Here is a 21,631-nt window from a genome sequence, read left to right on the forward strand (position 1 = left end):
TGAATTGAGGACCGAGGTCCCGGGACGCTGGACCGTCTGCCGGACCAGGCTGGAAGCACGGGGCCTCTGCCGGCGTCTACCGGCGCAGGCGGGTGTGTCTCTGGAGCCAGGAGGTGTCCTATGCAGACCGACGGACCGGTGGTCGTCGCGCTAGACGGCTCACCGAACAGCGCACACACGGTCGAGTGGGCCGTGGCGGAGGCTGTGCGCCGCCGGGCGAACCTGGTGCTGGTCCGCGTGGTCGACGACGCCTGGCAGGAGACCGCCTGGAGCTGGTACCCGATCCTCGACGTCAGCGACCTCGCGGGCGGGGCCGAGCAGTACCTCGAGGACCAGCGCAGCCGGCTCGAGGACCGTCACCCCGGTGTGGCGGTCGAGGTCCGGATGGTGCGTGGCAAGGTCGTCCCGAGCCTGCGCCGCTTGAGCGAGGGCGCCCAGCTCCTGGTCGTGGGTGCGACTCCCCGCAGGGGTCGGGCCCGGACCGGATCGACCGGCACGCACGTGGCTGCCCATGCCCGCTGCCCGGTCGCGGTGGTGCGTGCGTACCCGGCCGGCCCACTGCAGCCGAACGCGGCGGTCGTGGTGGGTGTCGACGGTTCCTCGTCGTCCCTCGCTGCGGCGCACGTCGCTGCCCACGAGGCGTGGATGCGGGGGAGGTCGCTCACGGTCGTCCACGCGCGGCCCACCATCCCCGACCCGTTCGGGCGGGGGAGCGTTCCACCGCTCGCGACCGACGACGAGGACGATCCGACGCACAAGGTCGCCCGCACGGTCGCAGACTCGCTGCGTGCGCAGAACGAGGGCCTGACGGTCGACCTGGCGCTGGTCGACGACGATCCTGCCGACGCCCTCGTCGGCATGGCGCGCGGCGCGGCGATGCTGGTGGTCGGTTCGCGGGGACTGGGCAGCTTCCGCGGCATGCTGCTCGGCTCGGTCAGCGCGGCAGTGGTGCGCGAGGCTTCCTGCCCGGTGCTCGTCGTCCATGACGCCGGGTGACGGTCCGCTGTCCGGGTCTTTCGGCCCTGTGCTGTCGTCCACGACGGGCGAATGGTGGAGCCAGGTCCACGCGGCGGGAGGTGCCTGAGATGCGGGCCCTGGTGGTGTACGAGTCGTCCTTCGGGAACACGGCTGCGGTCGCCCGCGCGGTGTGGGAGGGCATGTTCAGCCGCATGCAGGACGTCGCGCTGTTCGACGTCAGCGGGGCGCCCCGCCAGCTGCCTGCCCAGCTCGACCTCCTTGTGGTCGGGGGACCCACGCAGGCGTTCGGCATGAGCCGGCCGTCGACCCGCGCGGACGCGCAGGCGCAGGCGGGGGTGGCCCGCGCGGTGCCGACGACCGGGGTCCGCGAGTGGGTCGAGTCGCTCGAGCTGCCCGAACGTCCGGTGTACGTAGCGACGTTCGACACCCGCATCCTCTCGCCGCACGTCCCGGGCTCCGCGGCCGCCGGCGCCATGCGGGCTCTGCGCAAGGCCGGGTTCCAGCTGACGGCCGAGTCGGAGAGCTTCTGGGTGACGGGGACCAAGGGCCCGCTGCGAGAGGGCGAGCTCGACCGCGCCCATGCCTGGGGCGTCGGGCTCACCGGCCTTCTCTCGGGCCTCCGGCCGACGGACCCTGGGTCCCGTCCCGATCCCACGCACCGACCTCGGCCTGTTCCGGGTGCAGATGGTGCTGCTCGTTGATGAACAGGCAAGCCATCCGACGGCCGAGACAACGGCGAGGTCGCACCGTCCCGCACGTTCCCTGACGTCACTCGGAAGGGCCCTCGTCAGCCGCGACGTCTGGTTGGCGGGTCACCCTTCACGGCGGGCGCCCGATCTGGATCGGGGTAGTCATGCGCGAGATCGACAGTGCGGCTGCGGTGGTGGTCGTGGGCGTGGACGGCTCGGATGCGGCACTCCGGGCGGTCGAGACCGCCGCCAGCTATGCACGACTGCTGGGGTGCCGGCTCGACGTCGTCCACGCATTCATCTGGCCCGAGCTTCGCGCTCCCGACGTCCCGGTACCCACGACCATCTCGGGAGCCGGGCTCCGGAACGCGGCTGAGCGGATCGTGGAGGAAGGCGTCGCCCTGGGCCGCCGGGAGGCACCGGACGTCCTGGTCACCGGGCACGTCGTGACCGGCGCGCCGGAACCGGTGCTCCTGCGTGCGAGCAAGGACGCGGCTCTCCTCGTCGTCGGTCACCGGGGCCTCGGAGGATTCACGGGCCTTCTGCTGGGTTCCGTCGCCGTCGAGCTGGTCACCTACGGTCAGTGTCCCGTCCTTGTCGTGCGCGGTCGGCCGGAGCCGGACGGACGGGTCGTGGTGGGGGTGGACGGCAGCGACGCAGCCGTGGCGGCCGTCGAGCTGGCGCTCGAGCTCGCCTCGGCCCAGAGGGTCGCGCTGCGTGCGGTCTACGCGACTGCCGACAGCCACGTCACGCGTGATGGTCTCGTCGAGCAGTCACCCCACGGCGACCTGGCGGACGACACCGAGCGGCACGCTGTCTTCCAGCACCTCGACGCTCGACGAGGCGCGTTCCCCGAGGTGCTCGTCGAGTACGTCGTGACGCAGGTGGACGCACGGGAGGCCCTGATCGGCGAGAGCTCACGAGCGTGTCTCGTCGTCGTCGGCTCCCGCGGGCGCGGTGGCTTCGTCGGTCTCCTGCTCGGATCGGTCAGCCATGCGACGCTCCACCATGCGGCCTGCCCGGTGGCGGTGGTCCCACACCGGGCACAACGACCGCGGCTGGAGTCCCCACCGCCGGCGGAAGCCGTGGCGGCCCGTCCGCCCGACTCAGACGTCGGGCGGTGAGCTCATCGGCCGTCCGCCGGCGCCGGATGGACGACCACGACCGGGCATCGCGCACGGTGCAAGACCGACTGACTCACCGATCCGAGCAGCAGGCCACGGAAGCCGCCCCGCCCTCGCGACCCGACGACGAGGAGCTGGGCATCCCGAGCGGCGGCCAGCACGACCTCTGCGGGAGCGCCGAGCCGGACGGACGCGCGAACCTCGACGTCCGGATATCGGTCTGCGTGCCCCGCCAGGCTCTCTGCCAGCAGCGCCTTCTCGACGGTTCGCTGCTCCTCGACCTGCTCGGGCATCGCCTCGGGCACCAGCCCTACCGCGCCCGGTAGCTCCCAGGCATGGACGGTCGGGATCGACCCGACCACTGCAGGTGCCTTCCACGCGTGGATCGCCACCAGGGGAACCTCCAGGCGTGAGGCCTGGTCGAAAGCGAGGTCGACCGCTCGGAGGCTGACGGCCGAGCCGTCGACCCCCACCACCACGGGCCGGGCAGCTTCTGACGAGACGGCGACCGGGCCCTGAGGAACGACGACGACCGGGCAGTGCCCGTGGGCCGCGACAGCCGTGCTCACGGATCCCAGCAGCAGACCCGCGAATCCGCCCGAACCGCGGGACCCGACGACCATCATGTGCGCGGTCCGGCTCTCCTCGACGAGCGTGCCCGGAACGCTCTCTCGAAGCTCGAGCGAGTACGTGACGTCGATGTCGGGCGCTATGGCCCGCGCCCGTCCCACACCGTCCGTGAGCGAACGTCCGCCTCCTTGGCCGAGCCCGACATGCACGATCCGAAGCGGTCTGCGCTCTCGCCGAGCCGTGTGCACCGCCCAGCTGAGCGCCGCTTCCGCCCAGCGCGAACCGTCGTACCCCACAACGATCGGGCCATTCATGGTGTGCCTCCGCTGCTCTCCTTCGAGCCGTCCTGCCCACTTCTCACTCTGCGACGGGGTCGATGACGCACCCAGGGCCGGAGGTCCCCATCAGGCGATCACCGACGCGACTGGCCGCCCGAACATGGCCGCGGCCGCGCCGGCCGTCGGTGTCCTGGTGCTAGGCGTCGGACGTCCCGCTGCGGGACCGCTCGGCGATCTCGTACGCGGTCGTGAGGGACTCCATGAGGTGCGGGGTCTCGAGCACCACGGAGTCCGTGCCCAGCGTGTCCAGAGCCCCGGTGCGCCGGAGCACCTCGTGCAGGTCGGCGGGTACTCCGCACAGGATGAGTCGAACGCCGTGCTCGCGCAGCTGTTGCGCGGCCCGCTCGAAGGCTTTGAGGAAGGTTGCGGACGGGATGCCCGCGGAACCGCGCATGGACAGCACGACCGCGGCGTCCCGCGCACCACGGACGTCGGGCCACTCGTCCTCGAGCCGGTTGACCTCGGCGAAGAAGCCCCCGCCGACGTAATGGAGCACGGTGGTCCGCCCCGAGGGGATCTGCTTCGGCGCGTCGTCGATGAGCCAGCCACCTTCGCCGTCCGGCGACAGCTGCACGATGCGTCCCCGCCGGGACTCCGAGACGCCGTACAGCAGGATCGAGAGTCCTGCGCCGATGAAGATCGCGTCCTGCAGGGGGAGCTGGGTCGTCGCGAGGAAGGTGATGATCATCGCCGCCGACGACAGCACCGAGGTGCGGAGCACGAGGACGATGTCGCGGGCGCGGCCCGCGATCAGCTCGCCGCCGATGACGAGCAGCAGGCCGCCGATGACCGCCATCGGGATCTGGCCGGCGAGTGGACCCACGAGGAGCACGAGCACGGCGAGCCAGACGCCCGCGAAGATGCCGGACCACCGGGTGCGGGCGCCGGCGCTCGTCCCGACGCCTGTGCGGGACAGCGACCCGCCCGTCGGCAGCGCCGAGAAGACGCCACCAGCGATGTTGGCGAGCCCCTGGGCGGTGAAGTCCTTCGACGTGTCGGTCCGGGACCCGTCCGGGTTGGCGACCGCCGCGCCGATCCCCGCCGCCTGTGCCAGCCCGACGAGCGCGATGGCGATGGCGCCGGCGGCCAGCTCGGGTATGGCCCCCAGGTCAGGAACCGAGAACGGTGGGAACGAGCGGGGGATGGCCGCGATGTCCTGAACGAGCTCGACATCGGGTTGGACGACCGCGCACACGACGCTCACCACGAGCAGCGCGAGCAGCGTCGCGTAGGACTCGAGCCGTTTCACGGTCTTGACGGCAGCCCACACCGCCACGGTCGCGACGGCGACGACGACTGTCGGGCCCTGCCAGTCGCCGACGTGGATGAGTGCGTCCCACACCTTCGCGAGGGTGTTGTGCGGCTGGGGCGTGTAGCCGGTGGCGTCCTTGAGGACGCCGGTGACGATCTGCAGGGCGATGCCGGTGGTGAAGCCGGTCATGACGGCGGTGGACACGAAAGACATGACCGAGCCCAGCTTGAGCAGACCCATCACGAGCATGACGACGCCGACCAGCACGGTCAGAGTCGCCAACGCACCGACGTCGCCCGGATCGAGCCCCGCCGCGGCGAGCACGCTCTGCGACGACAGGGCGATGGCACTCGTGAGCGTGGTGACCATCAGGACCGTGCGGGCGAAGAACGAGCCGACGATCGTCGGGACCACGCCGGACCACAGACCGAGGGGCGCCGCGAACCCGCCGATGCTCGCGTAGGCCATGCCCTCGGGGATGGAGAACAGCCCGGTGACGAAGCCAGAGCTCACGTCACGCGTCGTAGGTCGCCCGAACTTCGGCTTCTCGTCGACCGGTGCTGGAGCCGGGATGGGCTCGCTCCTCACTTCTACGTGTCGGAGTACCGGCCCTGCACCACAGGTGGTCGAGCAGAAGCGCCTCGGCCAGAGACGTAACGCCAGGTAACTCCACAATCGTCGGCCGCCGCAACCGGACGAGCGATCTCGACCGACCCGTCGCACGTGGTCGGCGACGGTCGCACCGGACCTGCGCAGCCAGGAGTTCCTCAGGTGTAGAACTACTTGCACGGCCCCCCGGGCGCGGTGCCTCGTCACGAAGGAAGAGCTCATGAGCGGGTCCGACGCGGTCATCGAGGTCCAGGGGCTGACCAAGTCCTTCGGCACGTTCCAGGCGCTGCGGGGCCTGGACCTGCGGGTCGAGCGCGGTGAGGTGCACGGGTTCCTCGGGCCGAACGGCTCCGGCAAGTCGACCACGATCCGCGTGCTGCTCGGTCTGCTCAGGGCCGACGGCGGCACCGTGACGCTGCTCGGTGGGAACCCGTGGACGGACGTCGTCCAGCTCCACAAGCGACTCGCCTACGTGCCGGGTGACGTGTCGCTGTGGCCCGGGATGACCGGGGGAGAGGCGATCGACCTGCTCGGCGCGCTGCGCGGCGGGATCGACGAGCCGCGTCGGGCCGAGCTGTTGGAGCGGTTCGAGCTGGACCCGACCAAGCGCGGGCGGCAGTACTCGAAGGGGAACCGGCAGAAGGTGGCGATCGTGGCCGCGTTGGCCTCGAACGTGGAGCTGCTGATCCTGGACGAGCCGACCAGCGGTCTGGATCCGCTCATGGAGAAGGTGTTCCAGGAGGTCATCGGCGAGGCCAAGCAGCGTGGTGCGACCGTGCTGCTCTCCAGCCACATCCTGGCCGAGCTCGAGTCGCTGGCCGACCAGCTGAGCATCATCCGCGACGGCAGGATCGTGCAGAACGGCACCCTGACCGAGCTGCGCGGCCAGACCCACACCACGATCCACGCGATCCTCGAGCGCATCCCTGACCAGGGCGACCTGGCCGTGTTCCACGATGTGCACGTGGACGGGCAGCGCTTCTCCGCCACCGTCGAGTCCAACCGGATCGGCGAGGCGATGGACCTGCTGACGCCGTCCGGGTTCACGTCCCTGACGGTGGAGCCGCCGTCGCTCGAGAGCCTCTTCCTGCGCCTCTACGACGACGACGCGGCTTCCGGGACGACCCGATGAGCACGGCCACCGTCTCCCTGACCGGCACGCGACCGCTGCTCCGGGCGTCGCTGCACCACGACGGACGCCTGCTCGCCCCGTGGATCGTGCTGGCCACGGCGTTGTCCGCCAGCTCCGTTCTCTTCTACCCGCTGATCTTCCCCACCGAGCAGGACCGCGCCGCGCTCGCCCTCGCGATCGGCGCGAACCCGGCACTCGGGCTGATCTTCGGCCCTGCCTACAACCTGAGCACCGCGGACGGGTTCAACTCCTGGCGCACCCTGGCCCTGGGCGGGTTCCTGTCGGCGCTCGGCGCGATCTTCGCCGTCACGCGTGCCACCCGGGCTCAGGAGGACTCCGGGCAGGCCGAGCTGCTGGCCTCCGGTGTGATGGGACGCAACAGCCGTCTCCTGACCGGCCTGGGCATGGCCTTCATCGGATCGTTCATGCTCGGCCTGGTCGCGGGTCTGGTGACCGTGCTGTGCGGCGGCGGCTGGGGCGACACGATGCTGCTCGCCGCCACCTACACGGCGACGGGGTGGATGTTCGCCGCCGTCGCGGCGGTCACCGCGCAGATCGGGTCGGACGCGCGCGCCTCCAACTCCATGGCTGTCGGTGCGCTGGGGACGCTGTTCCTCCTCGTGGGGTTCTGCTACTCGGTCGAAGCGCCCATGTGGACGATCTGGGTCAACCCGCTGGGCTGGATGCACGAGACCCGCCCAGCCGCCGGCAACAACTGGGCGCCGCTGCTGCTGGCCGTGGCCTTCACGATCGTGGCCGCCGCGGTCGCGTTCGTCATGCAGGGCAGGCGCGACTACGGACAGGGCACCCTCGCCCCGAGGCCCGGACCGGACCGCGGTGCGACGCGCAGCACGTGGCGGCTCGCACTGCGCCTGAACAAGGGACCGTTCCTCACGTGGACGATCGCGTTCGTCGCGCTCGGGTTCGTGTTCGGGTACTTCGCGACCTCCGTCACCGACATCGTCGGCTCCGACTCGGGCGTCCAGCAGATCCTGGCCTCGGGTGCCGTCACGCCCGACCAGATCGCTGCGGCGTTCGTGACCACCATCTTGAGCCTGGTCGGGATCCTGTCGGCCATCCCCGGGGTCCAGGTCATGCTCAAGGTCCGCTCCGAGGAGCTGGAGGACCGCGTCGAGCCCGTGATGGCCGGTTCCGTCTCGCGGCCCCGCTACTACGCCAGCAACGTGCTCACCGCGCTGGGCCGCTCGATGATCTTCGTCCTGATCGCGGGGAGCCTGATCGCGCTGCTCGCCTCCCGGGCCGACATCGGTGTCGAGCTCGGCGACGCCTTCTTCCAGGCGGTCGTCACGATCCCCGCCGTCTGGACGGTCATCGCTGTCTCGGTCGCGGTCGTCGGAGCCCGCCCGCTCGTCAGCCTCGCGGCGTGGCTCGGAGTCCTGGTCTCGTTCGTCCTGACCATCCTCGGTCCGACGTTCGGGCTGGACGACTGGGTCCTGGGCATCAGCCCGTTCTGGCACGTGCCGAACGTCTCGGTCGCGAGCCCCGACTACAGCGGTCTGCTGTGGATCTCGCTGTTCACCGTGGGGTTCGTGCTCGTCGGCTTCGCCGGCTTCCGACGCCGGGACCTCGCACGCTGACCTCGAAGATGTGCCGGACGGCCGCCTCCCGCGGGCTCGGTAGGGCGGGAGGCGGCCGTCGGCTGGACACGGAGGCCTAGTAGGCCTGCCCGCCGTCGTCGGCGGAGTGCGCACCCTTGACGTTGTCGGCCGCGTCGCCCGCTTCCGCACGCAGCGCCGACGCGGCGTCGCGCCCCTCGTCACGCAGCGTCGACCCTGCCTCGGCGGCCCGGTCCTTGACCGCGGCCGCAGCGTCCTGGGCGGGTTCCCGGAGGTTCTCGGCGACGCTCTGGGCAGCGTCCTTCGCCTCTTCGACGAGGGGCGCTGCCTGGTCCTTGGCCGACCGGGCGAGCTGCTGTTCCGTCCGCGTGCTCGGCACGACGGACGAGGCGAGCCAGCCCACGCCGAAGGCGATCAGACCGGCTGCCAGGGGGTTTCCCCGGGTCTTGGACGCGGTGGCTCGCGGCAGGTCGGTCGCTTTGTCTCCGATCGACGACGCGGTCGACCCGATCGCGTCGGCGCCGCTCGTCGCGGTGCCGCGGGCGGCGTCGGCGCCGTCGGCGACGGCGCCCATGAAGCGGTCCTTGAGCCCCGTCGCCGCCGAGCGCACCCGCTCGGCCTGCCGCTGAGCGGCCTGCGTCGGGCTGACCTTGTCAGTCAGGGCGTCGACGTCCGAGCTGAGCTCGGCGCGCGTTCGTTCGATGTCTTCGCGGATCTGGTCCGGATCGGTGCTCATGAGTTCTTCTCCTCGTGTCCTTGCAGGGCGTTGGGGATCTTCTTGACGGTGTCGGTCGTCCGCGGAAGCCCCGCGACGCGCCTGGACTCGGCGCGGCCGCGAGCCGCGAGGACGGCGGCGACGATGCCCCAGAGGACGGCGACGACGACTGCGGACCACACCAAGGAGTCCATGGCGTCGCCGAGCGCCCACCACAGGGCGACCGACAGGAACAGCAGGACGAAGTGAGCCGCCACGGCAGCGCCGGCGAACATCGACCCACCCTTGGCGGCCTGTTTCGCCGACTGCGTCACCTCGGCCTTGGCCAGCTCGACCTCCTGGCGAAGAAGCGTCGAGATGTCGCGGGTGACGTCCGCGAGCAGGTCCCCGACCGATTGCCGCGGTGGGGCCTCCCACGGCTCGGTCATCGCTCGTCCCACCCGACGCTGCTGGGCACCGGCGAGGCAAGGTCGTCGGTGAACCGGGGTCGCTCTTCAGCCGGATCCATGAAGGTGGCGACCGGGGTGCGGACAGGTGACTGCGCAGGCTGCGGGGTAGTGCGAGACACCTCGGCCGGTGCGTCCTTGAGCCCGCGGGTCAAGCGGCCGAGCACGACGCCCGCGCCCGCGGCCAGCGCCAGGAAGGTGACAGGACGACGGCGGGCGAAGCCGCGGACCTCCTCGACCAGATCGTCCGGGCCATGGCTCTCGAACCAGCGGCCGAGACTGTCGACGCGCTGGCCGACCTCGTGCACGAGGTCCGTGGCGATGCTCTGCTCCGACTGGCTCGAGGCCATCTGCGCGAGCTGGCCACCGATCGAGGTCAGCCCGCCCGCGAGCCGGTTCTGCTGGGTGCTGGCCTCGCTGGACACCTGGGTGCGAGCCTGGCTCCACAGCTCGCCGAGCTGGAGGCGAGCCTCCTGCGTGACCGCCGAGGCCTCGCTCTTGGCGTCCTCGAGCAGCTGGCCGCCGGTCTTCGACGCCGCTTCCCGGAGGCGGTCCGCCTCATCCTTCGCGGTGCCGGTCGTGCCGGTCGTGCCGGTCGTGCCCGTGCCCATGCCCGTCGTGCCGGACGTGGTGCCCGTCGGTTCCGCGTAGCTGCTGGTGTAGTCAGTCATGGTCTTCCTCGTCTCGAATCGCCCGTACGGAGACCCGGGCGCTCGTGCCGCGAGAGGCATGCACGAGCTCGCCCGAGGGTGACGCGGTCCAGCAGCCTTCTGCTGCGGGACCGTCCGCTCGGGGGTGGGGCGCCGGGGCGCCCTCGAATCACTTCGTCCTCGGTGTGCGGGCCGTAGCACCACGCACCTGCCCATGCCCGGCGACGTGTCCTGTCCCGGTCGGCGGTGACCGGCCCTGGTTCCGGACCGGTATCCCGGGACGCTAAGCCTGAGAGGCCGAGGCCGCCACCGGAGCGCCCCTCTGCCAGGAGGGCCCGGCGCGGCCGGGTGGTCGGCGAGACAGGTCGGTGTGGGAAGCCGGACGCCTGACTGCCGGTCGAGATGGCCGAGGCGGTTCTCTTTGCCCGTGAGATGCCGACGTGCGTCGATCGCTCGGCGGGCTCACGATGGAGGCTGACGTCGGGCAGGGTGCGTCGGTGGTTCACCGGAACTCCGGAGGCACCTGTGTGGGCTCTGATCTCTCGGCGGCTACGTCTGCTGGTCGTCGCCCTGGTCCTTCTTCCCCTCGTCGCGACGATCGCCCGTCGGCTCGCGACCCGTGTCGAGCGGCGTCAGGCGGGTCCGACGCTGGGGTCGCGCGGCCTGCGTGTGGTCGAGACGTCAGCGACGAGGGCTCGGTCCCTGCTGCGGTGAGCCCAACGGTCGGGACGGTCGCGCCCGAGCGCCGTACCGGTCGGCGGTGAGTCTTCGTCTGGGCCTCTCCCTGGGTGCCCCAGGCGGGGAGACGCCACGTCGGACAGCGAGATCGGTGACCTGAAGCAGCCGAGAAGACGTCGATCGGTGGACTGGCACTCATGGGGTGAGAGTGCTAACTATGTGTCCTGTAGCCAGTCCGAGAAGGGTTCGGACAGCACCCGGGGCCCGGATGGTCCGGCGCCCTGAATGCGAGGAGGTGAGGGTCATGGCTACCCGATTCGACCCGTTCCAGGAGATCGACCGTCTGTTCGGTCAGCTGCTGACGGCCGAGCGGTCGTCGGCGACGATGCCGATGGACCTGTATCGCGCCGGCGACCACTACGTCCTGCACATGGACCTGCCGGGAGTGGACCCCGGATCGATCGACGTGAACGTCGAGGACCGCACCCTGACGATCCGGGCCGAGCGGACGTCGCACGCGGAAGGTGACGTCCAGTGGCTAGCCAAGGAGCGCCCGTCCGGGACGTATGCCCGACAGCTGAGCGTGAGCCGCGGCCTGGCGCTGGACGCGATCTCCGCCACGTACGCCGACGGTGTCCTGACGTTGAGCATCCCGGTCGCTGACGAGGCCAAGCCCCGACGTGTCCAGGTGCAGCACGCGGGTGACTCGACGCAGATCGCGTCGGGGTCCGAGGCAAGCACCTGATCTGCCACTGATCGACACAGGCAGGGGCGCGTGCGGTGAGCGAGAGCGCTGCGGAGAGCTGGGGGACGGCCTGTGCGGGCGAGCCGAGGCTCCGCGCCCCTGCCACGTCCCTCGGACGAGCCGCATCGGCGTCGTGTGCTCTCAGTCGTCGTCGTCGCTGTCGGTGGCCGTGCCGCGCGACTGCCGCAAGGCACGGCCCCGGCGCTCGTCCTCCTTCTGCTGGGCCCGCCGCTTGTCGCTCGCCCTCGTGTCCCGGGGCGGAAGCTGGATCGTTCTCTCAGCCGCGATGCCGCCCTGCAGCTCGCGGCCTCGCTCGAGCTCGGCGTCCAGCTCGGCGCCGAACAGCAGGGCCAGGTTCGTGATCCAGAGCCAGAGCAGCAGCACGATCACGCCCGCCAGCGAACCGTAGGTCTTGTTGTAGCTGCCGAAGTTCGACGCGTAGTACCCGAAGCCGACCGACGCGACGACCCAGACCACGATCGCGACCAGGGCGCCGACGCTGATCCAGCGGAACTTCGGCTGCCGGACGTTGGGGGTCGAGTGATAGAGGATCGCGATGGCGACGACGACCAGCGCCACGATCACGGGCCACTTCACGATGTTCCAGACGGTTACTGTCTGGTCGCTCAGGCCGACCGTTGCGCCGATGGAGCGGGCCACGTCGCCCGAGAGCACCACGGCCGCGACGATGACGACCGCGATGACGAGGAGCGCGATCGTGACCAGCAGCAGGACCGGCCGGAGCTTCCAGATCGGGCGTCCCTCGTCGATCTCGTAGACACGGTTCATGCCGCGGCTGAACGCCGCGACGTACCCGGACGCCGACCACAGCGCGAGGAGCAGTCCGAAGACCATCGCGAACCCGGCAGCGGGCGCCTTGGTGAGCTGGTCGAGGATCGGTTCGAGACTGTCCACGGCGGACGACGAGCCGAGGTCGCCGACGATGTCCAGAACCTTGTCCAGCGTCGTCGCCGGATCGCCGACAAGTCCCAGGAGCGACACGAGGGCGAGCAGGGCGGGGGCGATCGCCAGGACGGCGTAGTAGGTCAGCGCCGCCGCCAGGTCGGTGCACTGGTCCTGGTTGAACTCACGCAGCGTCTTGTGCAGGACGTACCTCCAGGACCGCTTCGTGAGGTCGTCCGGGGAGTCCGGCTTGCGGGGGTCCTCCGGTGCGGGCGCCGAGTCCTTCGCGGTGCTGCGGCTGTTCTCCGTGTCATGCGTCGTCACAGGGCTCTCGACCTCGTACTGGTTGCTGGGAGCGGACCCCGGTCCCGGACCGGAGAACGGCCGGGCGCTCGCGAGCGCGACCGTCCGCACGGGGGACGAGCGCTTCGGCGCTCGACTGGTGTGTCTGCGGCGTGCGCGCGAAGCGGCACACCTGCCCATGTCCGGCGACGCGTCCTGTCCCGGGCGACGGTCTACCGACGGTGACCTCCCGTCGAGTTCTCGGACGCTAGGCCGGATGCGGACCGTCCGCCACTCGGGAGCGACCGACGCAGGTGACGAGCGCTCGTGGGGCTCGCCGATCGGCGCCATGATCTCCACGTGCACCTCGTCCTGCTCGCCGACACCCACGTGCCACGCCGTGCGCGCGACCTCCCCGCAGCCGTCTGGGATGCCGTGGAGGCGGCGGACGTCGTCGTGCACGCGGGGGACTGGGTCTCCGACGAGTTCTTCGAGACCCTGCTGGCGCGGTCCCGGCGACTGGTCGGGTGCCACGGCAACAACGACGGACCCGGGCTCCACCAGATGCTCCCGCGAGTCGCGCAGGTCGACCTGGCCGGGATCCGGCTGGCCGTCGTGCACGAGACAGGACCTGCGACCGGCCGGGAGAGCCGCTGCGACGCCGAGCACCCGGACGTTGACGTGCTGGTCTTCGGGCACAGCCACATCCCGTGGGACACGGTGACTCCGGCCGGCATGCGGTTGCTGAATCCCGGCTCACCCACGGACCGGCGCCGGCAGCCGTTCGCGACGTTCATGACGGCGTCCGTCCACGACGGCGCGATCGGCGACGTCGGGCTGCACCGGGTCGAGCGCGTCAACCGATGACACGCTGGAGATCGGGCAGAGCTTCCCGCTCCGCCTGAGCAGCCGCGACCTGGCCGACGCACTCGCCGTGGCGGACGGGCATCTGCTCCCGAACGTGACCGTGATGCCCCGGGGGACACCGTCAGGCGGAGTTCACAGGTCCGTCGTCCGCAGGCGGGTCGGTCGGGTCGTCCGGCGCGTCCGGGATCCGCGGCTCCTCAGGAATCTGTGGTGGCTCGTTGCCGGGGATCGGGGTGATGTCGGGGTTGCCGGGTCCCGGCAGCGGGTCGGGCATCGTCTGGCTCACGGGGTTCTCCTCCGTTCGTCGGGGGTGGTCGGTGCGACCGGCACGGTGCGCTCCTGGTCGCGGAGGACTGTCCTCGCCACGTCGTCAGCAGCCTGGGCGATCGTGGGCGACTCACCGCCGCCCCGGTCCTCGACCACGGGTTCGCGCGGGGCGGCATCGTCGTCCTTCGGTCCTGCACTCATGAGTGCTCCTTCCCTGAGGACGTCGAGGGGCGGCGGCAGGCCCCCGTCGCCCCGGTTCGCTCACTCTGCCGATGGGACGTCCTGCAGCCCGCCGCCGCGCTGGGCCCCTTCACGCGGTGACCTGGCGGAGGTCCCGTACGTGGCGAGGTCCGACAGGAACTCGTGGCAACGCTGCGGGTGCTGCGAGTCCTGGCCTGCCGCCATGAGTGGTCTCCTCGACGTGTGAACGCCGATCGCACGTGCGGCGCCCTCGTTCGTGCCAGCCGCTGCTTGACCGGATTTCACGGTATCCGGCGGCAGCGCAACCGCAACCTGTCACTGGACGGCTCGGCGTGCTCGCACGCAGCTGCCTCGGCGACGCCACCGGGCGGCCGGTCTCCGTGCGGTCGCTGCCCTGTGGGGAGGTCGAGGTCTCGCATCGACCCGGTCGAGCTGGTTCCGCCGATCTGGGTTCATCGACGAGCGGGATCGGCTCGCTGCCCGCACGGGCAACGACGCCTGCACGGCCGACTGCGCGCACGGCCTGGAGGCACCGGGCACGACGCGCGGTGATGGAGGCACGGGAACTCAGGAGGGGGAGTGCCGATCCACGAGCGAGGCGACCGGGGCGGGAAGCGCGCGGGCCGTGCGACGGCCGGAAAGGGCAACGCGCGACGTGCGCGTGCGCCCTCCCGGCCCCTGTCCTTGCTGCGGCCCGACGACGTCATCGAACTGCAGCGCGACGCCGGCAACCGGGCCGTCGCGTCGCTCGTCCAGCGGGAGCTCGCCCCGGACTCGCTCGCGGGCGTCCACGCGCGTGAGCCGATCCCGAAGGGCGGCCCGGACATCCGGCCCGCGTTGCAGGCGCGCTATCCGGCGCTGCTCGGCGCCCTGACCGCGGAGCAGCTCCAGCACTGGCAGCGGGTCGTCAACCACTTCACGATCGCGTGGGACGTCGACGCACGGGTGCGGCGCCTCTGGGACGACTTCAGCTACTACGGCACGGTCCGCGAGCAGCACCCCGACTACCTGAAGGAGCGGCGTCGGCTGCTGCGTGCCGTGCCGCCGAGGCCCGACGAGAACCTTGCCGTAGACGTACGGCTGCTCCTTGCCGACGACGTGCGACAGCCGCCCGAGTGGGACGTCAAGGCCGAGACCGAGTTCCGGCAGTGGGCCGTCGAGCAGATCACGAAGCGGCCGCTGGACCTCAGCCTGCGGCCGACGCCCGGCGAAGCGCTGGGGCAGCACCCGATGCCCGGGATCGTCCACAAGACCAAGGGCTTCGTGACCGCCGACGACCTGCGCAACGACTACCCCGAGGAGTACGCGCGGCGCGTCTCGAACCGCGAGGAGCTCGCGAAGCTGCGCCAGGCGCTCAAGGAGACGACCGAGGTGTGGCACGAGCTGCAGCAGATGCACGTCGAGCGCAGCGCCATCAACGCGAGACGCATCGGGTTCGGGGCGGTCCGGCACGTCTCCGAGGCGCTCGGCGAGGGCAGCACGGCGTACCCGTCGATCCACATCTGGGACTCGCCGCGAGAGCTCATCGTCCGTGCATGGCCGCTGCTGCGCGATCGCCAGTACGAGCTGGCCGTCCCGATCATCGCCATGGCCGAGCAGTCGACCGCCGAGGCAGCCAAACGCTTCTCGGCGTACGAGAACCGCGTCATGACGGGCGCGGGCACCGCGGTCAAGTGGCTCGAGAGACTGAAGACCACGGGCACGATCGCGGCGGGCATCGCGTCGGGCGGGCTCGGCCTGACGGGTTCGGCGCTGGTCGCCGGTGGCTACACCCTCACGCAGGAGGGGCTCGGCCGGGCCGCGGAGATGCACTACAACCAGCGCACGAGCCTGGGCCTCGCGAGCCTCGTGCAGGCTGCCGGGGTGAGCGCCCTCATGACATACCTCGGCGGCGCACTGCAGGCGCGGTTCCAGGTCGCGATCAAGGCGCGGATCGACAGGATCCCCAACCTTGCGGGCACGAAGCTCGCCGAGCTCACCGCGAGCGCGATGGCCGCGGGAACCTCCTCCGTCTACATGACGGCGACCGAGACCGCCCTGAAGTTCGTCGTCGAGGGCAAGGCACTGCCGAAGAACGCGAACGAGCTCGCCGACCTCATCGTCGACGGCGTCGTCCAGAACGTCGCGATGGACCTCGGCCTCGCGCGCATCAACAGCCGTGTCGCGAAGGAGTACGAGGCATGGCGTGGTGGCTCGCGGAGTCCCGCGGTCACCGTGCCGGAAGCCTCAGGCAAGGCAGAGCGCGGAGCCGGGCGGGCTGTCCCCACCAGCGACGGACCCGGCACGGTCCCGGCCGGGAGGCTCTCCGAGGTCGCGGTTCGATCCTTGCTCACCGAGGCCGGCGGATGGCAGCGGCTCCACGCCGAGCTGCACGGTGGGACGGGCCTCGGTGCGAACCTGCCGGTCCCCGAGCGGCAGGCGCTCATCGCGCGGTTCGAGGCGCACCGTGAGGGGCTGGCGCGCAACGCTGGCACGGTGTTCGACGGAACGGTCGTGATCATCGACTCGGGCCACGGGCGTCAGGTGGAGGTGCACTTCACGGGCGACGGGGCGACGGAGCATGTGCAGCAGGCGACCGAGTACCTCGACGCGAAGTCGCCCGGGTGGGAGCGGCAGACCGACGTGCGGCTCGTGGCAGAACCTGCGTCGACGAAGTCGCCGCGAGCGACGACCGGCGGCCCGGGTGGCAGGGATGCCGCACTCGTCGTCGAGCATCTCGGTCCGGAGGCGCGGGCGCTCGCCGCCGAGCTGGTCCCGCTCTACGACCGCTACCGCACCATGACCCCCGAGGCCCGGTTCGACGCCATCCTCGAGATCACGAACCGGCGGCTCGTCGCGTCGGGTGCGCCACCACTCATCCCCAACCACCTGCACAACCCGAGGCCCGACCAGTTCGGCCGTCAGCCCGCCTCGGTGTGGGAGCTGCACATCAACCGCGATCTCGTCGCGCACAGGGATCCGACACCCGAGCAGTTCGCGGACGCCTGCGACACCATTGCGCACGAGGCGCAGCACGCGCTCCAGTGGTTCCGCATGGCAAGGCTGCATCTCGAGCGCACCATGCCCGGAGCGACACATGCGCAGGTACAAGACGCCCGCGCTGCCGGTGACAGGGTGCTCCGGAACTTCGACCCGCAGACGGTGAAGGCGGCATGGGAGGCGCAGACAGGGGCCCGTGCCGCGGAGCCGTTCGTCGCGGGGGACCTTCACCACGACGCGGCGGCGGCGTTCTACGACAGCGTGTTCACGAACGGAGCTCGCCGGGAACGTGTCTACGAGATGGCCGACGTACGCGTGAACGAGCTGGGCGTCGCGATGCGGCGCCTACGTGCCTTCGAAGCAGCGGGCCTACCCGAGAACAACCGGCACCTGGTCCTGGCGCGAGAACGCTACGCCGAGGCCCTCGCTGCACACGATCGAGCCCACACCGACTACGAGCTGCTCATCGAGGAGATCGACGCCCGCGTGCACGGACAGGATGTCGCCGCCGCCGTGCGCCACGAGCTCCGACCGCTGATGCAAGCGCGCGAGGGGTCCCGAGAGGCCTACCGCGCCTTCACGGAAGCCGACCGTGGCACCCGCAATCCGTCCCGAGTGGGCCGGGAGACCCGTGCGACCGCGCGAGCCGACGCCTTCCGGCGTTACGAAGAGGCTATGGAGGCCCTGCACCGGGTCGAGCAGCGCATCGACGCGGCGGCTGCTGCGGCGAGAGCCACGGGTGCTCCTGTCGGCGGTGCTGGAGGGACACCCGGCGGGGGTGCGTGACCACCTGAGCGGCGAGCGCGGGGCGGACCCGTGCGTGACGTGGCCAGTCCGTAGGTCAGCCTCGGTGAGGAAGCGCATCGCCGTGCCGACACGGCGCCAGTTCGGCACACTTGGGGGTGTGGACATCGCAGGGTGGGTCGATGCGTACGAGCGCGCCTGGCGCGACCAGGACGTCGGTGCCGTGGAGCGGCTCTTCACCCCGGACGCGCAGTACCTGCGATCGGCCTACGACGAAGGCTTACGAGGGCTCGACGAGATCCGCGAGTTCTGGCCCGACGACACCCCCTTCCGCATGACGTGGGACGTCGTGGCAGTCGACGGCGCGACCGCCGTCGTGCGTGCCGAGGTGCAGTACCTCGGCGCCGAGCCGCACGAGTACCGCGACCTGTGGATCCTGCGATTCGCGCCGGACGGACGCGCCGAGCACTTCGAGGAGTGGGCGCACTGGCCCGGGATGCCGGGCTGGGACCCGTCGGAGTCCTGACGCCCTTCCGTGCACGCGGTCACGACGTCTTCGGCGGGCAGCCGCCCGGTCCTTGGACGGAGGCAGGACGCGACCCGCCCACCACCGGACCGCTCGAGTCACAGCGGGCAGTAGAGCGCGTGTACAGAGTCCCCGCGATCCGCTGGCAGGCGGCCCACGCAGTGCTGCACGAGGCGCAGGCTCGGTAGCCGGTCCAGTTGCGGTGGCGTCGGCACGTGTGACCCTGTTCGGAAGCACTCCGTCCTCCAGAGCAGGGGAGCGAACGCCGGCGCCGTAGGAGGACCGCCCGTGAAGCTTCCCGCCCCCAGGGGCCCACTCAGTCTCGCGGTGACCGATCTGCTGCATTCGCCGGTCACGAGCAGCGGGACTGTCGAGCTGACCTCGCTCGCGCGAAGAGTTGTCGAACGCTCGACCGACCTCCTCGAGGATGACGACCTCCAGCTCGCGCTGTACGTGATGTACCAGCTGTCCTACCGGGGTTTCGAGGGTGTCGACGACGAGTGGGAGTGGGAGCCGTCGCTGCTGGAGGCCCGCCGTGTCCTCGAGCGGGCGTACGAGGCGGACCTTGCGCACCGGGTGGACGTGCCCGACGGCGTCGAGCCGGCCCGCCGTGCTGTCGCCGACGCGCTGTTCGCGCTGACCGCACCCTCGCCCGGGCCGAGTGTCGCGCGGTACGTCGCGCGGCAGGCGAGCGTGCGGGAGGTGTCCGAGCTTCTCCAGCATCGCTCGGTGTACCAGCTCATGGAGGCCGACCCTCACACCTGGGCGATCCCTCGCCTCACCGGACGCCCGAAGGCGGCGCTGGTGGAGATCCAGGCCGACGAGTATGGCGGTGGCGATCCCGATCGGATGCACTGCCAGCTGTTCGCCCGCACGATGCAGGGCGCGGGCCTGGACGCCCAGTACGGCGCGTACGTCGAACAGCTCCCGGCCGTCACGCTCGCGTCCGTCAACGTCATGTCGCTGTTCGGGCTGCACCGACGGTGGCGCGGTGCGATCGCCGGTCATCTCGCCGCGTTCGAGATGACGTCGTCGCTGCCGAGCCGTCTCTACGGCGACGGGTTCCGTCGACTGGGCTTCGACGCCGAGACCACGTGGTACTTCGACGAGCACGTCGAGGCCGACGCGGTGCACGAGCAGATCGCCGGCCGTGACCTCGCCGGGGCGCTCGCCGAGGACGAGCCGGAGCTCGTCCACGACATCCTGTTCGGGGCGGCCACCTGTCTGTACCTGGACGACCTCGTCGGTGAGCACCTGCTGTCCAGCTGGCGCTCAGGCACCACGTCGCTGCGGGTCCCGTGAACCCGGCAGAGCGTTCGACCCCCCGCAGGGCAACGATCGTCGCCTGCCCCGACGGCCCCATCCTCGTGCGCGGCGACGTCGAGATCACCGACGAACGTGGCACGCCCGTCCCTCGGCGTCGGGCGACGGTGGCGCTGTGCCGCTGTGGGGCGTCCGCGATCAAGCCGTACTGCGACGGGTCCCACAAGGTGACCGGCTTCACGGCGCCCTGAGCACAGCTGCCCTGCCCGCGAACGGGCGCGAGGGTACGACGGCGGCTTTCGCTCAGGCGAGCACCGCGGCGGTCGAGGGTCGGACGAGCGCGCCCGTCAGGGCTGGCGTCGCTCGACGCTCCACGCGGTCGTCGAGGCGAGATCGCCCGGTCCCGTGCGCATGAACACGAGTCGGTCGTGGAGCCGGTCCCGGCGACCGGCCCAGAGCTCGATCTCGTCGCAGTCGATCCGCCAGCCTCCCCAGTCGTCCGGCACGGGCACGTCGAGCGGCGAACCGGTGTCGGGGAACCGCTGCGCCCAGGTGTCGTAGGCGGCCACGAGCGTCGCACGGTCGGCGAGCGGGCGTGACTGCTCCGAGGCCCAGCCGCTGATCCGCGACCCCCAGGGCCGCGCTCGGAAGTACGCCGTGACCTCGTCGCGCGAGAGAGGGACCGCGCGGCCGCGGAACCGCACGGCCCGGTACATCGCCGGCCAGGTCAGGGCCGCAGCGATGCCGCCGGTCGCGGCGATCTCCGCTCCCTTGGTGGACCCGAGGTTCGTGACGAAGCCCGGGCCCGCGCCGTCGAGAAACCGCATGAGGACCGTCCGCACGTTGGGCATGCCGTGGGCATCCACGGTGGCCACGGACAGTGCCGTCGGTTCCGGGACGTCGCCCCTCTCCGCCTGCCGCGCCACGGCCTGGGCCAGCCACTCGCGCACCTGCTGCAACGGTGTGGGCGCAAGGTCGCCCTCGTCCAGGCCGTCGCCCGGGTAGTCCCTTCGCGTGTCGGTGTTCATCGCCGTCAGGAGACGCGGCCGAGGGCGAGCGCCGCGTACATCAGTGCCGCGACGGTCTCCCCGTCGGTGATCGAGCCGTCGGAGACGAGGTCCAGCACCTCGGGCCACGGGACCGTCCGGACGGCGGTGATCCCCTCCTCGGCGTGCTCCGCGGGTAGGTCCGCTGGGTGCAGACCGCGGGCGAGGAACACGTGCTCCGGGGCCTCGCTGATGCCGTTCAGGGCGAACATCGAGCCGATCTGCTCCCAGCGGTCGGCGACCAGACCGGTCTCCTCGCGCAGCTCCCGCTGTGCGGCGTGCAGCGGGTCCTCGCCGTCGGAACCGCCGGCCGGCACCTCGAGCGACGCGCCGGTCGTGTAGCGCTCGATCTCGACGAGGACCACCTCGTCGTCGTCGGTCATCGGTACGACGAAGATCGCAGGGTTACGGACGGTCACCACGCCGTAGATGCCGGCGACGCCGTCGGGCCGGTCGACCGCATCCTCGCGGACGCGGATCCAGGTGTTCTCGTAGACGGTCGTGGACGATCTCGTGAGCCAGGGCGCCATGGACCCAGCCTCACATGTGCCCGCCACGACCGAGGCCGCGGCACACCTCACGCCTCGTCGGGAAGGGCGACCCTCGGAGCCGTTGCCGTGAGCACCGGGGTGGCGCAGGGTGACGGGCATGGACGAATCCGTGCGCACCGCGTTGCACCGCAGCCAGATCATCGACCTGACGACGACGGGCCGGCACACCGGCGAGCCGAGGCGCATCGAGATCTTCCTGCACGAGCTCGACGGGACGCTCTTCATCTCGGGGACGCCGTCGCCTCGCACGCGCGCCTGGATCCACAACGTCGAGGCCGACCCGCACGTCACGATCCACCTCAAGGCGGGTGCCACCGCGGACGTCCCCGCGCTCGCTCGCGTCGTCTCGGACGCAGCCGAACGTCGGCCGCTCATCGAGGCGGCAGCGCGCAGATGGCGGCGTGACGACGTCGACCTGATGATGCGACAGAGCCCGCTCATCGTGCTGACCCCTGTGGACGACCTGCCGGCGTAGTGCCGCGCGGATCGGCTCGGTGCG

Annotated in this window: 22 protein-coding genes and 1 pseudogene; 12 read left to right on the forward strand and 11 right to left on the reverse strand. The window is 71.1% G+C overall.

Translation table 11 applies throughout. From position 1 onward, the window contains the following. The first annotated feature begins 120 nt into the window (after positions 1-120). The 3 genes from AC1DPN_RS10120 to AC1DPN_RS10130 all read left to right on the forward strand — a co-directional run bounded on the left by AC1DPN_RS10120 (position 121) and on the right by AC1DPN_RS10130 (position 2,791). Entirely contained in the window at positions 121-996 is an 876-nt protein-coding gene (locus AC1DPN_RS10120; protein ID WP_477084623.1) for a universal stress protein, read from the forward strand. An 89-nt stretch (positions 997-1,085) separates the two neighbouring features. Continuing rightward, positions 1,086-1,679: a flavodoxin family protein gene (locus tag AC1DPN_RS10125; RefSeq protein ID WP_477084624.1), complete on the forward strand. Its 594-nt coding sequence runs from the start codon at positions 1,086-1,088 to the stop codon at positions 1,677-1,679. A gap of 152 nt (positions 1,680-1,831) precedes the next feature. Beyond that, positions 1,832-2,791 carry a universal stress protein gene (locus AC1DPN_RS10130; protein ID WP_477084625.1) on the forward strand — a complete coding sequence of 320 codons (960 nt, stop codon included), beginning with the start codon at positions 1,832-1,834 and terminating at the stop codon, positions 2,789-2,791. A 2-nt stretch (positions 2,792-2,793) separates the two neighbouring features. Here AC1DPN_RS10130 and AC1DPN_RS10135 read toward each other — a convergent pair whose 3' ends face one another. The 3 genes and pseudogenes from AC1DPN_RS10135 to AC1DPN_RS10145 form a co-directional block, all read right to left on the reverse strand. Continuing rightward, the gene (locus AC1DPN_RS10135; protein WP_477085188.1) at positions 2,794-3,522 is read right to left on the reverse strand and encodes a universal stress protein; all 729 of its coding nucleotides are present in this window, start codon (positions 3,520-3,522) and stop codon (positions 2,794-2,796) included. A 51-nt stretch (positions 3,523-3,573) separates the two neighbouring features. After that, positions 3,574-3,675: pseudogene (locus AC1DPN_RS10140) on the reverse strand (universal stress protein); the annotation flags it as partial. Positions 3,676-3,835: 160 nt separating this feature from the next. Next, a complete protein-coding gene (locus AC1DPN_RS10145; RefSeq protein ID WP_477084626.1) occupies positions 3,836-5,464 on the reverse strand; it encodes a SulP family inorganic anion transporter in 1,629 nt (542 codons plus the stop codon). A 316-nt stretch (positions 5,465-5,780) separates the two neighbouring features. Here AC1DPN_RS10145 and AC1DPN_RS10150 point away from each other — a divergent pair, with 316 nt between their 5' ends. Further along, positions 5,781-6,692: an ABC transporter ATP-binding protein gene (locus tag AC1DPN_RS10150; RefSeq protein ID WP_477084627.1), complete on the forward strand. Its 912-nt coding sequence runs from the start codon at positions 5,781-5,783 to the stop codon at positions 6,690-6,692. Further along, positions 6,689-8,290, forward strand: a complete 1,602-nt coding sequence (locus tag AC1DPN_RS10155) for an ABC transporter permease (protein WP_477084628.1) — start codon at positions 6,689-6,691, stop codon at positions 8,288-8,290. The genes AC1DPN_RS10150 and AC1DPN_RS10155 overlap by 4 nt, the downstream gene beginning before the upstream one ends. Before the next feature lie 76 nt (positions 8,291-8,366). Here the strand turns inward: AC1DPN_RS10155 and AC1DPN_RS10160 are convergent, their stop codons facing one another. From AC1DPN_RS10160 to AC1DPN_RS10170, 3 genes are read right to left on the reverse strand one after another with little or no spacing between them, the layout of a single operon-like run. Continuing rightward, complete coding sequence (locus AC1DPN_RS10160) at positions 8,367-9,005, reverse strand: DUF3618 domain-containing protein (RefSeq protein WP_477084629.1); 639 nt, start codon at positions 9,003-9,005, stop codon at positions 8,367-8,369. After that, on the reverse strand, positions 9,002-9,412 hold the full coding sequence (locus AC1DPN_RS10165; protein ID WP_477084630.1) for a phage holin family protein: 411 nt from the start codon (positions 9,410-9,412) through the stop codon (positions 9,002-9,004). Before AC1DPN_RS10165 ends, AC1DPN_RS10160 begins: the two co-directional genes overlap by 4 nt. After that, positions 9,409-10,101, reverse strand: a complete 693-nt coding sequence (locus AC1DPN_RS10170) for a hypothetical protein (RefSeq protein ID WP_477084631.1) — start codon at positions 10,099-10,101, stop codon at positions 9,409-9,411. Before AC1DPN_RS10170 ends, AC1DPN_RS10165 begins: the two co-directional genes overlap by 4 nt. 961 nt (positions 10,102-11,062) lie before the next feature. On the opposite strand from AC1DPN_RS10170, the gene AC1DPN_RS10175 reads away from it, so the two are divergent. Next, entirely contained in the window at positions 11,063-11,503 is a 441-nt protein-coding gene (locus AC1DPN_RS10175) for an Hsp20/alpha crystallin family protein (protein WP_477084632.1), read from the forward strand. A gap of 141 nt (positions 11,504-11,644) precedes the next feature. Here the strand turns inward: AC1DPN_RS10175 and AC1DPN_RS10180 are convergent, their stop codons facing one another. Further along, positions 11,645-12,730 carry a YihY/virulence factor BrkB family protein gene (locus AC1DPN_RS10180; RefSeq protein WP_477084633.1) on the reverse strand — a complete coding sequence of 362 codons (1,086 nt, stop codon included), beginning with the start codon at positions 12,728-12,730 and terminating at the stop codon, positions 11,645-11,647. Between the two features lie 318 nt (positions 12,731-13,048). On the opposite strand from AC1DPN_RS10180, the gene AC1DPN_RS10185 reads away from it, so the two are divergent. Continuing rightward, entirely contained in the window at positions 13,049-13,555 is a 507-nt protein-coding gene (locus AC1DPN_RS10185; RefSeq protein ID WP_477084634.1) for a metallophosphoesterase family protein, read from the forward strand. 121 nt (positions 13,556-13,676) lie between these two features. Here the strand turns inward: AC1DPN_RS10185 and AC1DPN_RS10190 are convergent, their stop codons facing one another. Together AC1DPN_RS10190 and AC1DPN_RS10195 are read right to left on the reverse strand one after the other, a co-directional pair. Continuing rightward, the gene (locus AC1DPN_RS10190) at positions 13,677-13,841 is read right to left on the reverse strand and encodes a hypothetical protein (protein ID WP_477084635.1); all 165 of its coding nucleotides are present in this window, start codon (positions 13,839-13,841) and stop codon (positions 13,677-13,679) included. After that, on the reverse strand, positions 13,838-14,023 hold the full coding sequence (locus AC1DPN_RS10195) for a hypothetical protein (RefSeq protein ID WP_477084636.1): 186 nt from the start codon (positions 14,021-14,023) through the stop codon (positions 13,838-13,840). The genes AC1DPN_RS10190 and AC1DPN_RS10195 overlap by 4 nt, the downstream gene beginning before the upstream one ends. A gap of 579 nt (positions 14,024-14,602) precedes the next feature. Between AC1DPN_RS10195 and AC1DPN_RS10200 the strand changes: the two genes are divergently transcribed. The 4 genes from AC1DPN_RS10200 (at position 14,603) to AC1DPN_RS10215 (ending at position 19,786) form a co-directional block, all read left to right on the forward strand. Further along, positions 14,603-17,788 carry a hypothetical protein gene (locus tag AC1DPN_RS10200; protein WP_477084637.1) on the forward strand — a complete coding sequence of 1,062 codons (3,186 nt, stop codon included), beginning with the start codon at positions 14,603-14,605 and terminating at the stop codon, positions 17,786-17,788. Positions 17,789-17,906: 118 nt separating this feature from the next. Beyond that, positions 17,907-18,272 (forward strand): nuclear transport factor 2 family protein, encoded by a 366-nt coding sequence (locus AC1DPN_RS10205; protein WP_477084638.1) that lies wholly within the window; start codon positions 17,907-17,909, stop codon positions 18,270-18,272. Positions 18,273-18,599: 327 nt separating this feature from the next. Further along, positions 18,600-19,574 carry an iron-containing redox enzyme family protein gene (locus tag AC1DPN_RS10210; RefSeq protein ID WP_477084639.1) on the forward strand — a complete coding sequence of 325 codons (975 nt, stop codon included), beginning with the start codon at positions 18,600-18,602 and terminating at the stop codon, positions 19,572-19,574. Further along, complete coding sequence (locus AC1DPN_RS10215) at positions 19,571-19,786, forward strand: CDGSH iron-sulfur domain-containing protein (RefSeq protein WP_477084640.1); 216 nt, start codon at positions 19,571-19,573, stop codon at positions 19,784-19,786. The genes AC1DPN_RS10210 and AC1DPN_RS10215 overlap by 4 nt, the downstream gene beginning before the upstream one ends. A gap of 96 nt (positions 19,787-19,882) precedes the next feature. Here AC1DPN_RS10215 and pdxH read toward each other — a convergent pair whose 3' ends face one another. After that, positions 19,883-20,563 (reverse strand): pyridoxamine 5'-phosphate oxidase, encoded by a 681-nt coding sequence (gene pdxH, locus AC1DPN_RS10220; RefSeq protein ID WP_477084641.1) that lies wholly within the window; start codon positions 20,561-20,563, stop codon positions 19,883-19,885. Between the two features lie 5 nt (positions 20,564-20,568). Beyond that, positions 20,569-21,111, reverse strand: coding sequence for an NUDIX domain-containing protein (locus AC1DPN_RS10225; protein ID WP_477084642.1), 543 nt, complete (start codon positions 21,109-21,111; stop codon positions 20,569-20,571). A 118-nt stretch (positions 21,112-21,229) separates the two neighbouring features. Between AC1DPN_RS10225 and AC1DPN_RS10230 the strand changes: the two genes are divergently transcribed. Then, positions 21,230-21,607, forward strand: a complete 378-nt coding sequence (locus AC1DPN_RS10230) for a nitroreductase family deazaflavin-dependent oxidoreductase (RefSeq protein WP_477084643.1) — start codon at positions 21,230-21,232, stop codon at positions 21,605-21,607. Positions 21,608-21,631 lie beyond the last annotated feature (24 nt).

This window comes from Cellulomonas sp. P4_H4 (genome assembly GCF_056400865.1).